We start from the raw sequence: 9,452 nt of genomic DNA on the forward strand, positions 1-9,452 counted from the left end.
CCGGCGCGGCGACGCGCACGGGTGCCGTCAGGACTTCACACAGGACCGCATCATCACCGGGGTCGGCCACAGGGGCAGGCACGGGACGCCGAAGCGGGCGCCCTCGGGCCACGCCGCCTCGTCCTCCGGCGTACCCGCGGCGTCCGGCGCACCGGCCGACGGCGGCGGGGGTCCGTTGGAACCGGGCGGCGGGACCAGCGCCCGCTCCCGCCCGGCGGCGGACGCCGCCCCGGCGGCCGTCCCGGGGAACATCTCCTCCCGTACGCGCAGACGTGCGCCGGCCGCGGCCGCCAGGAGCGCCTTCTCGCGCACACCCGCCCCCGCGCCGGTCCGCAGCGCCTCGGCGACGGCCTGCTCGGGGAGCAGCACGGTCCCGGGGAAGAGACCCTGCGCGGGCCGTAGGGGCCGTACGGACGCGTCCGCCGCCCCGGAGGCCGTCTGCGCGGCCACGGGAGCCTTCGGCACAGGCACAGGCACAGGCACAGGCACCGGCATCGATGCCGGCGCCGACATCGGCTCCGACGCCGCCGGCCGCGTACGCTCCGGTCCGTCGCTCCGGTCCGTGGTGCCGTGCGCATCCGTGGTGCCGGGCGACGCCGTGACGTCGGCCCGCTCCGGACCGTCGGCGAGCCGCTCCGTGGTGAGCAGGATCAGGCCGCCCGTCGCGACGATCCCGCACGCCAGGGCGAGGATCGTCCCCGTGGTCCCGTACCGGAACGTCTCGCCGAACATCGTCAGGCCCACCGCTGCGGCCACGATCGGGTTCACGACGGTCAGCGTGGCCAGCGGGGCCGCGAGACCGGCGCCCCGGTAGGAGGCCTGCGACAGCAGCATCCCGGCCGTGGCCAGGACGCCGATCACGGCCAGGCTCGGCAGGTCGGCGAGCGAGACGCCCCCCGTCCAGTCCACCGCGACGGTCTTCGTGAACACCGAGGACATTCCGAAGGCGACACCGGCCGCGACGGCCAGCAGCACGCTGCGCACGGCCGGGTGCCGGTGCGCCGCGCGGGCCGCCGTCATCAGCGCCAGCACCGCACCGCCGGTGACCAGGCCCACCACCAGGCGCTGGGTGCCGCTCAGGGACTGGGCGTCGGCCGTGCCGACCAGGGCCAGCATGCCCGCCAGGCCGACCGTCGCCATGATCGCGCCCCGCCAGGCGGTCGCCCCGGCCCTGCGGCGGACGAAGACGGCGGCCATGGGCAGCGCGAACACGATGGTCAGCGCGCCGAGCGGCTGGACCAGGCTGAGCGGCCCGTAGGCCAGCGCCACGACGTGCAGCAGCCCGCCGAGGGCGTTGAGGCCGACCGCGGCCCACCAGGCGAGCCGGCGCATGGGAGCGTACGTACGGTCGGGCGTGGCCGCCGCGACGCGTTCCTGCACGATGGCCCCGCCGGCGTAGGCGACGGCGGAGACGAGAGAGAGCACCACCGACAGCACGAGTGCGCTCATGTGTCGCTCCTCTGCGTGGGACGGACGGGCTCCGTCGGGCGGGGCGTCCGGTGCGGCGAACGGTCGGCTTCCATGCTGATGACGATCCCTTGTGAAAGGTCCCGTGTCGTCGTCCCTGAGCAGTCATTGGGTCCTACTGCCGATGGAGTACGTCTTGGGCCCAGTCCTCCCCAAGTCGGGTGACACGACGTACAACCCGCCCCGCGGCATCGTTATGCCCGCTTGGTCTACTTGTCCCCGTGAACCCGGATCCGGACCTCGGGCGGCTCGCCTCACCCGCAGGTCCCCTCGAAGACGCCCTCGGCGGTTTCTTCGCCCTGCGCACGGGGAGCCCGCCGCTGCCGACGCTCGCGCAGGCCTACGAAGGGAGGGTTCCGGACGGAACCGATCCGCTCGCCTTCCGCGTCCGCAAGGTCGCCCGGGCGCTGGGCACGCCGGAGGCGCGCGTCGCGGTCTCGATCGCCCAGCAGGGGCTCGCCGCCCGGCTGTGGTCTGTGGCCCTGGGCGCGGCCGTGCTCCACGGACGCATCCCGGACCTCGACCCCCGGCTGCTGCGCTGGGACGCGGACGGCAGCGCCCCCGAGGACCTGTGGCTGGCCGGGGTGCGGTCGCTGCCCGGCGACGCCGCGACGGTCCGCCGGGCCGTGCACGACAGCCACCTGGAACCCCTCGCGGCGGCGCTGCGGGCCCGGCACCCGGTGGCCGCGGGCCTGCTGCTGGGCAACTCCGCCTCCGCGCTCACCGGCGCCGCACGGCAGCTCGGCCGCTGGGCCGCCGCACACGGCAGGAGCGATCTGGCCGGCCGCGCCCGCGACCTCACCGCCGAGCTCCTCGACCACCCCGACCTGCGCGACTGCGGCACCCTGGACGGAACGGACTTCCGCCGGCGCAGTTGCTGCCTCTATTACCGGGTACCCGGGGGCGGAGTGTGCGGGGACTGCTGCTTCGAGAGGCCCCCGCACTCTTCCCCACCGGTCGCATCTGGGTGACCATGTGGGAATCGGCCGCCGAGACAGGGAGTACTGGGTGCGAGTGGGACTGCTGACCCGGGAGTATCCGCCGGACGTCTACGGCGGAGCGGGGGTCCATGTGGAGTTCCTCGCCCGCGAGCTGAGGCCGCTCACCGACCTGGACGTGCACTGCTGGGGCGAGGGCGCCGCGGGCGGGGTCGTCCGGCACCGGCCCTGGGCCGGGCTCGACGGTGCCAACGACGCGCTGCGCACCTTCTCCGTGGACCTCTCCATGGCCGCCGCCCTGGAGGGCCGCGAGCTGGTCCACTCGCACACCTGGTACGCAAACCTCGCCGGCCACTTCGCGAAGCTGCTGCACGGCATCCCGCACGTCATGACCGCGCACTCCCTGGAGCCGCTGCGCCCCTGGAAGGCCGAGCAGCTGGGCGGCGGCTACGCCCTCTCCAGCTGGGCCGAGCGCACCGCGATCGAGGCCGCCGACGGGGTGATCGCCGTCTCCGGGGCCATGCGCGAGGACATCCTCGGCTCCTACCCCTCCCTGGATCCGGCCAAGGTCCACGTCGTGCACAACGGCATCGACACCACCCTCTACCGGCCCGACCACGGCACGGACGTCCTGGAGCGGATCGGCCTGGACACCTCCCGGCCGTACGTCCTGTTCGTCGGCCGCATCACCCGGCAGAAGGGCGTACCGCAGCTGATGCGCGCGGTGCGCGACATCGATCCGGCCGCCCAGGTCGTGCTGTGCGCGGGCGCGCCCGACACCCCGGAGATCGACCAGGAGTTCCGCGTCCTGTTCGAGGAGCTGAGCCGGGTCCGCGAGGGAGTGCACTGGATTCCGCAGATGCTGCCCCGCCCGGAGGTCATCCAGCTCCTCACGCACGCGGCGGTGTTCGTCTGCCCCTCGGTCTACGAGCCCCTCGGCATCGTCAACCTGGAGGCGATGGCCTGCGGGACCCCGGTGGTCGCCTCGCGGATCGGCGGTATCCCCGAGGTCGTTGAGGACGGCGAAACCGGGGTACTGGTGACCATGGACGAGGACTTCGAGACAGGACTCGCGCAGGCGCTGGACTCGGTCCTCGGGGACACCGGGACCGCCCGGCGGATGGGCGAGGCCGGACGGCAGCGCGCGGTGGGGGAGTTCGGCTGGGACGCCGTCGCCCGGCGCACGGTCCGGCTCTACGAGGAGATCCTCAAACAGGCGTAATCCGGCCTGCCCGCGGGCAGGCATGGATCAAAGAGGGTTAGGGGAGCGGCCATGCGTCGTGGTGGACCTTCGGTGCTCGGGATCGTGCTGGCGGGCGGGGAAGGCAAACGCCTGATGCCCCTCACCGCGGACCGGGCCAAACCAGCGGTCACGTTCGGAGGTACGTACCGCCTGGTCGATTTCGTGCTGTCCAACCTCGTCAACGCCGACATCCTGCGCATCTGCGTCCTGACGCAGTACAAGTCGCACTCGCTGGACCGGCACATCACGACGACCTGGCGGATGTCCAGCCTGCTGGGCAACTACGTGACGCCCGTCCCGGCCCAGCAGCGGCTCGGCCCGCGCTGGTTCCTGGGCAGCGCGGACGCGATCCTGCAGTCCCTGAACCTGGTGTACGACGAGCAGCCGGAGTACGTGGCGGTGTTCGGCGCGGACCACGTCTACCGCATGGACCCGCGGCAGATGCTCGCCCGGCACATCGACAGCGGCGCCGGCGTGACCGTGGCCGGCATCCGGGTGCCGAGATCCGAGTCGTCCTCCTTCGGCGTGATCACCCCGGGCACGGACGGGCAGACGGTGGACCGTTTCCTGGAGAAGCCGGCCGACCCGCCCGGTCTGCAGGACGCTCCCGACTGCGTCTTCGCCTCCATGGGCAACTACATCTTCACCACCAAGGCCCTGATCGAGGCGCTCCAGCGTGACGCCGAGGACGGCGACTCGGTGCACGACATGGGCGGCTCGATCCTGCCCCAGCTCACCGACCGCGGCGAGGCCGCGCTCTACGACTTCAGCGACAACCACGTACCCGGCGAGACCACCCGCGACCAGGGCTACTGGCGTGACGTGGGCACCCTGGACGCGTACTACGACGCGCACATGGACCTGATCGCGGAGCGGCCCGCCTTCAACCTCTACAACCGCACCTGGCCCATCTACACCAGCTCCGGCCAGCTGTCGCCCGCCCGCTTCAACGCGAGCGGCATGGCCAGCGAGTCGATCATCAGCGCGGGCTGCCTGATCCGCGGCCAGGTCACGCGCTCGGTCCTCTCGCCGGGTGTCGTCGTCGACCCGGGAGCGGTCGTCCAGGGCTCGATCCTCCACGACAACGTGCACGTGGGCCGGGGCGCGGTCGTGCGCGGCGCGATCCTCGACAAGAACGTGCAGGTGCCGCCGGGCGCGACCATCGGCGTCAACCCGGACCGCGACCAGGAGCTGTACACGGTCTCCAAGGCGGGCGTGATCGCCCTGGGCAAGGGCCAGCAGGTGCCGTGACGGCCGGGGTGATGTCGGCCACTCCGCATCGCCCCACCGGCCCCGCCGGCCCCATGAGTCCCGCTCCTTCCGCGAGGAGCGGGACTTAATCTGTTGTTAACTGTGCGTGGCGTGATCGTACTTGACCGTAATCGGCCGACCGGGATTGACTGCCGGCTCACCCGTCGTCGACGCGAGAGCCGATCCGATGCCCTCCGAGTCCGACCTCCTCGCACCACTCGACCTGGCGTTCTGGAACATCGAGTCCCCTCGGCACCCCATGCACCTCGCCGCACTCGGGGTCTTCGGCGCCCACTCGCCCGCCGCGGCCCGGCACGCGGCCGACCTGCTCGCCGCCCGCGCGGCCGGCGTCTCCGGGCTGCGCATGCGCATCCGCGACACCTGGCACCCCTCCGCCCTCGGCGGCGCCGCCCGCGAGGCCGCGCCCGACTTCGAGCCGCTCGACCACGTCCGCCTGCACGCCCCCGCCGCCGACTTCCACGCCGTCGCCGGCGCGATCATGCAGCGCCCCCTGGAACGCGACCGGCCCCCGTGGGAGGCGCACGTGGTGCCCGGCGAGGACGGCACCTCCTTCGCCGTACTCTTCAAGTTCCACCACGCGCTGGCGGACGGACTGCGGGCCCTGACGCTCGCCGCGGCCGTCCTCGACCCCATGGACCTGCCCGCGCCCCGGCCGTGCCCCGAGGAGCCCGCGCGCGGCTTCCTCCCCGACGTGCGCAAGCTGCCCGGACACGTCCGCGACTCGGTCCGCGACCTGGGCCGGGCCCTCGACATCGGCGCCTCCGTCGCCCGCGCGACCTGGGACGTACGCTCCTCCGCCGCCCTCGGCTGCGCATCCACCGGCACCCGCCGCGTCGCGGGCGCCGCCGTGGAGCTCGACGAGATCCACACCATCCGCAAGAGCGTGGGCGGCACCGTCAACGACGTCCTCATCGCCGTCGTCGCGGGCGCCCTGCGCCGCTGGCTGGACGAGCACGGCGACGGCAGCGACGGGGTCTCGCCCCGGGCCCTGATCCCCGTCTCGCGCCGGCGCCCGCGCACCGCGCACCCGCAGGGCAACCGGCTCTCCGGCTACCTGATGCGCCTGCCCGTCGACGACCCGGACCCGCTCGCCCGGCTCGCCGCCGTCCGTACGGCGATGGACCGCAACAAGGAGGCCGGACCCCACCGGGGCGCGGGGGCCGTCGCCCTGCTCGCCGACCACGTCCCGTCGCTCGGCCACCGGCTCGGCATGCCCGTCGTCGGCCGGGCGGCCCGGCTGCTCTTCGACATCCTGGTCACCAGCGTGCCGCTGCCCAGCCTCGGCCTGAAGCTCGGCGGCTGCCCGCTGACCGAGGTGTACCCGCTCGCCCCGCTGGCCCGCGGCCAGGCCCTCGCGGTCGCGGTGTCGACGTTCCGCGGACGCGTCCACTACGGGCTCGTCGCCGACGCACAAGCTGTCCCCGACCTCGACGTGCTGGCCGGGGCGCTGACCGCGGAGGTGGCGGAACTCACGGCCGCGTGCGCGCTCTGAGCCGCAACGGGTTTGGTGCCTTTGCCCCGTGCTCCGTAAAATTCCGCCTTCGTAGGCGAGCGCGGTCGGAGCGCCGCGCGGAACCCGAGGAACGGCAACGGCGATGACGGTGACAGAGGACGGCCCGGCGATCCCGGCCCAGGCCGTGGACACGGCACAGGCCCCGGACACGGACACGGCACAGACCCCGGACGGCGCGTACGGCCCCGGTATCGACCCGGAGCGGCTGGCCGTCTGCCTCGCCGTGCTCGACGAGCTGGAGAAGATCGACGTCGACCACCCCGACGCGATCGCCGTGCGCCGCGCCACCGCCGGGATCTACCGCTCGGTCAAGCAGCGCCGGCGCCAGGAGCGCAGGGCCGCCAAGACCGCCCACGACAAGGCCGTCACCGAGGCCACCGCCACCGGTTCCGCGCAGCGCATCGACGACGAGACCGAGGGCATCCTGCCGTCGTCCGTGACCGAGGCCGGCGCGATCGCGGGGATACTCGAGCGCCCGCGCTCCTGCTACATCTGCAAGAGCCGGTACGTCGAGGTCGACTACTTCTACCACCAGCTCTGCCAGAAGTGCGCAGCCGAGAACCGGGCCCGCCGCGACGCGCGCACCGACCTCACCGGCAAGCGCGCGCTGCTCACCGGCGGCCGGGCCAAGATCGGCATGTACATCGCGCTCAGGCTGCTGCGCGACGGCGCCCACACCACGATCACCACGCGCTTCCCCAACGACGCCATCCGCCGCTTCAAGGCCATGCCCGACAGCGACGAGTGGATCGGTCGGCTGAAGATCGTCGGCATCGACCTGCGCGACCCCGCCCAGGTCGTCGCGCTCGCCGACTCCGTCGCCGCCGCGGGACCGCTCGACATCCTGATCAACAACGCCGCCCAGACGGTACGCCGCTCGCCGGGCGCCTACAGCGAGCTGCTCGCCGCCGAGTCGGGGCCGCTGCCCGCCGGTGAGCTGCCGCCCGCCGAGGTCATCGGCACCTTCGGCTCCGGTGCCGTGTCCGCCCTGCCGGTGGCCGGGGGCGGCGCGCTGACCGCGCAGGACGTCACCGACCTCGCGCTCGTCTCCGGCTCCGCGTCCCTGGAGCGGATCGCCGCCGGCACCGCCATCGACGCGGGCGGGCTCGTGCCCGACCTGCACGACACCAACAGCTGGATCCAGGCCGTCGAGGAGGTCACGCCGGTCGAACTGCTGGAGGTGCAGCTGTGCAACTCCACGGCGCCGTTCATCCTCATCAGCCGGCTGCGGGCCGCGATGGCGGCGGCCGAGGCGGGACGCACGTACATCGTGAACGTGTCCGCCATGGAGGGCGTGTTCAACCGCGGCTACAAGGGTGCCGGGCACCCGCACACCAACATGGCCAAGGCCGCGCTCAACATGCTCACGCGCACCAGTGCGCAGGAGATGTTCGAGAAGGACGGCATCCTGATGACCGCCGTCGACACCGGGTGGATCACCGACGAGCGGCCGCACCCGGACAAGATCCGGCTGGCCGACGCCGGGTTCCACGCGCCGCTGGACCTGGTGGACGGGGCGGCCCGGGTGTACGACCCGATCGTGCGCGGGCAGGAGGGCGAAGACCTGTACGGGGTCTTCTTGAAGGACTACGCGCCCGGTAAGTGGTAGGTGATCGGTGGGCGGGGCCCGGGTTGTGAAGGGGCCTGGCTTCTCGCTGCCCGGACCCTTGTGCCGCCGTCCACCAGTAGGTCCGTGCCCGTGATCCAGCGGGCCTCGTCCGAAGCCAGCCACGTGACCGCCCGGGCTATGTCCTCGGGGTCGCCGATGCGGCCGAGGGGGAGGCCGGTGGGCGCGCCGTCCGCCGGCTCCCACACGAAGCGGGCCATCTCCGTGCGGACGAGGCCGGGGGAGACCGAGTTGACCCGGACCCCGGGCGCCAGTTCGCCCGCGAGCTGCTGGGTCAGGTGCAGCAGAGCCGCTTTGCTCGTGCCGTAGGCGCCCAGGCCGGGGCCCACGTGCGTCGCGCCCTCGGTGCAGATGTTCACGACCGAGCCGCCGTGCTCGCGCAGCCAGGCCCGCCACGCGTACTGCACCAGCCGCAGCGGCGCCTCGACGTTGACCGCGAACGCCTCGCGCCAGCGGTCGGGGTCGGCGTCCATCAGCGGGCCGTAGGGCTGGTTGGTCGCCGCGTTGTTCACCACCACGTCGATCCGGCCGTACGCCTCCATCGCCAGCCCGGTCAGCCGGCGCAGATGGGCCGGGTCGGCGACGGTGCCCGCGAGTGCCACGGCGTCCAGCCCCGCGGCGGCCCGGCGCAGCCCGTCCGCGTCCCGTGCCGTCAGGCACACCCGCGCCCCCGCGGCCGTGAACGCCTCGGCGACCGCCAGGCCGATGCCGCGCGAGGCCCCGGTGACGACGGCGACCTTGCCCTGGAGCCCGTACGGCGGCGTCATCCCCGTACCGTCTCATGACGGGTCGTCAGGCGACAGGCCCCGGAAGGCGGGCGCGGGGCGTCAGTCGGCGGCTCCCAGGGGCGCGTGCCGGGACGACAGGAGCTCCAGCACCGTGCGCCAGTCCTCCAGCACCCCGGCGTCCAGGCCGGAGGTCCCGGCGGACTCGTCGGCCTGCCGCAGGAGCAGCACGTCCTCCGCGAACCGGTCGTCCGGGGCCGGCTCGCGTCCCCGGTCCTCCCCGTGCAGGCGCACGAGGGAGGCGACCCGGTCGCCGAGCAGCGGGCCCACCGCACCGGCCGCCCGGTGGGCACGGGCAGCGGGATCGCCCGGCCACAGCAGCTGCCCGACGACGTGCACCAGGCCCGCCACCTGCAGCTCCTTGTCCGCCGGGCGGCCCCGGCGCAGCAGCGCGGCGGTCTGCAGCGCGTGCTCGTGCAGGTCGACCGGGGCGCCGCCGGGGCAGGCGGTGCCCCGGGAACCCCGGCAGGCGTGCAGCAGGTCCATCAGCTCTTCGACACTGCGCAGTTCCATGCGCCAGTCCTCCCTGCGGGCGAGAAAGGCCGTCGTCTCGCGCCAGCAGATCATGACCAGATTTCGACCGGGCCAACGGGAACTGAACTGCGCG

General features: G+C 73.6%; 8 protein-coding genes. 5 read left to right on the forward strand and 3 right to left on the reverse strand.

Going from position 1 to position 9,452, the window contains the following annotated elements:
* Positions 1-27 precede the first annotated feature (27 nt).
* Positions 28-1,449 (reverse strand): DMT family transporter, encoded by a 1,422-nt coding sequence (locus tag FGF04_RS35820; RefSeq protein ID WP_149515561.1) that lies wholly within the window; start codon positions 1,447-1,449, stop codon positions 28-30.
* A 239-nt stretch (positions 1,450-1,688) separates the two neighbouring features.
* Between FGF04_RS35820 and FGF04_RS35825 the strand changes: the two genes are divergently transcribed.
* From FGF04_RS35825 to FGF04_RS35845, 5 genes are all read left to right on the forward strand, one after another.
* Positions 1,689-2,438 (forward strand): (2Fe-2S)-binding protein, encoded by a 750-nt coding sequence (locus tag FGF04_RS35825; RefSeq protein ID WP_149515562.1) that lies wholly within the window; start codon positions 1,689-1,691, stop codon positions 2,436-2,438.
* A 37-nt stretch (positions 2,439-2,475) separates the two neighbouring features.
* Complete coding sequence (glgA, locus tag FGF04_RS35830; protein WP_149515563.1) at positions 2,476-3,627, forward strand: glycogen synthase; 1,152 nt, start codon at positions 2,476-2,478, stop codon at positions 3,625-3,627.
* A 51-nt stretch (positions 3,628-3,678) separates the two neighbouring features.
* The gene (glgC, locus tag FGF04_RS35835) at positions 3,679-4,899 is read left to right on the forward strand and encodes a glucose-1-phosphate adenylyltransferase (protein ID WP_149515564.1); all 1,221 of its coding nucleotides are present in this window, start codon (positions 3,679-3,681) and stop codon (positions 4,897-4,899) included.
* A 187-nt stretch (positions 4,900-5,086) separates the two neighbouring features.
* Complete coding sequence (locus FGF04_RS35840; protein WP_149515565.1) at positions 5,087-6,412, forward strand: wax ester/triacylglycerol synthase family O-acyltransferase; 1,326 nt, start codon at positions 5,087-5,089, stop codon at positions 6,410-6,412.
* A gap of 103 nt (positions 6,413-6,515) precedes the next feature.
* Positions 6,516-8,042, forward strand: coding sequence for an SDR family NAD(P)-dependent oxidoreductase (locus FGF04_RS35845; RefSeq protein ID WP_235882671.1), 1,527 nt, complete (start codon positions 6,516-6,518; stop codon positions 8,040-8,042).
* On the opposite strand, the gene FGF04_RS35850 is transcribed toward FGF04_RS35845, so the two are convergent.
* Positions 8,021-8,827 carry an SDR family oxidoreductase gene (locus FGF04_RS35850; protein ID WP_149515566.1) on the reverse strand — a complete coding sequence of 269 codons (807 nt, stop codon included), beginning with the start codon at positions 8,825-8,827 and terminating at the stop codon, positions 8,021-8,023. The two genes, FGF04_RS35845 and FGF04_RS35850, sit on opposite strands and share 22 nt — an antisense overlap.
* 60 nt (positions 8,828-8,887) lie before the next feature.
* Complete coding sequence (locus FGF04_RS35855; protein WP_149515567.1) at positions 8,888-9,358, reverse strand: hypothetical protein; 471 nt, start codon at positions 9,356-9,358, stop codon at positions 8,888-8,890.
* Positions 9,359-9,452 lie beyond the last annotated feature (94 nt).

This window comes from Streptomyces apricus (assembly GCF_008369065.1).
Classification (GTDB): Bacteria; Actinomycetota; Actinomycetes; order Streptomycetales; family Streptomycetaceae; genus Streptomyces; species Streptomyces apricus.

What these genes read in the sequence shown, in the direction of transcription:
- FGF04_RS35820 (WP_149515561.1), bottom strand. Translation starts at nt 1,449, where the DNA reads ATGAGCGCACTCGTGCTGTCGGTGGTGCTCTCTCTCGTCTCCGCCGTC.
- glgC (WP_149515564.1), top strand. Translation starts at nt 3,679, where the DNA reads ATGCGTCGTGGTGGACCTTCGGTGCTCGGGATCGTGCTGGCGGGCGGG.
- FGF04_RS35840 (WP_149515565.1), top strand. Translation starts at nt 5,087, where the DNA reads ATGCCCTCCGAGTCCGACCTCCTCGCACCACTCGACCTGGCGTTCTGG.
- FGF04_RS35845 (WP_235882671.1), top strand. Translation starts at nt 6,516, where the DNA reads ATGACGGTGACAGAGGACGGCCCGGCGATCCCGGCCCAGGCCGTGGAC.
- FGF04_RS35850 (WP_149515566.1), bottom strand. Translation starts at nt 8,827, where the DNA reads ATGACGCCGCCGTACGGGCTCCAGGGCAAGGTCGCCGTCGTCACCGGG.
- FGF04_RS35855 (WP_149515567.1), bottom strand. Translation starts at nt 9,358, where the DNA reads ATGGAACTGCGCAGTGTCGAAGAGCTGATGGACCTGCTGCACGCCTGC.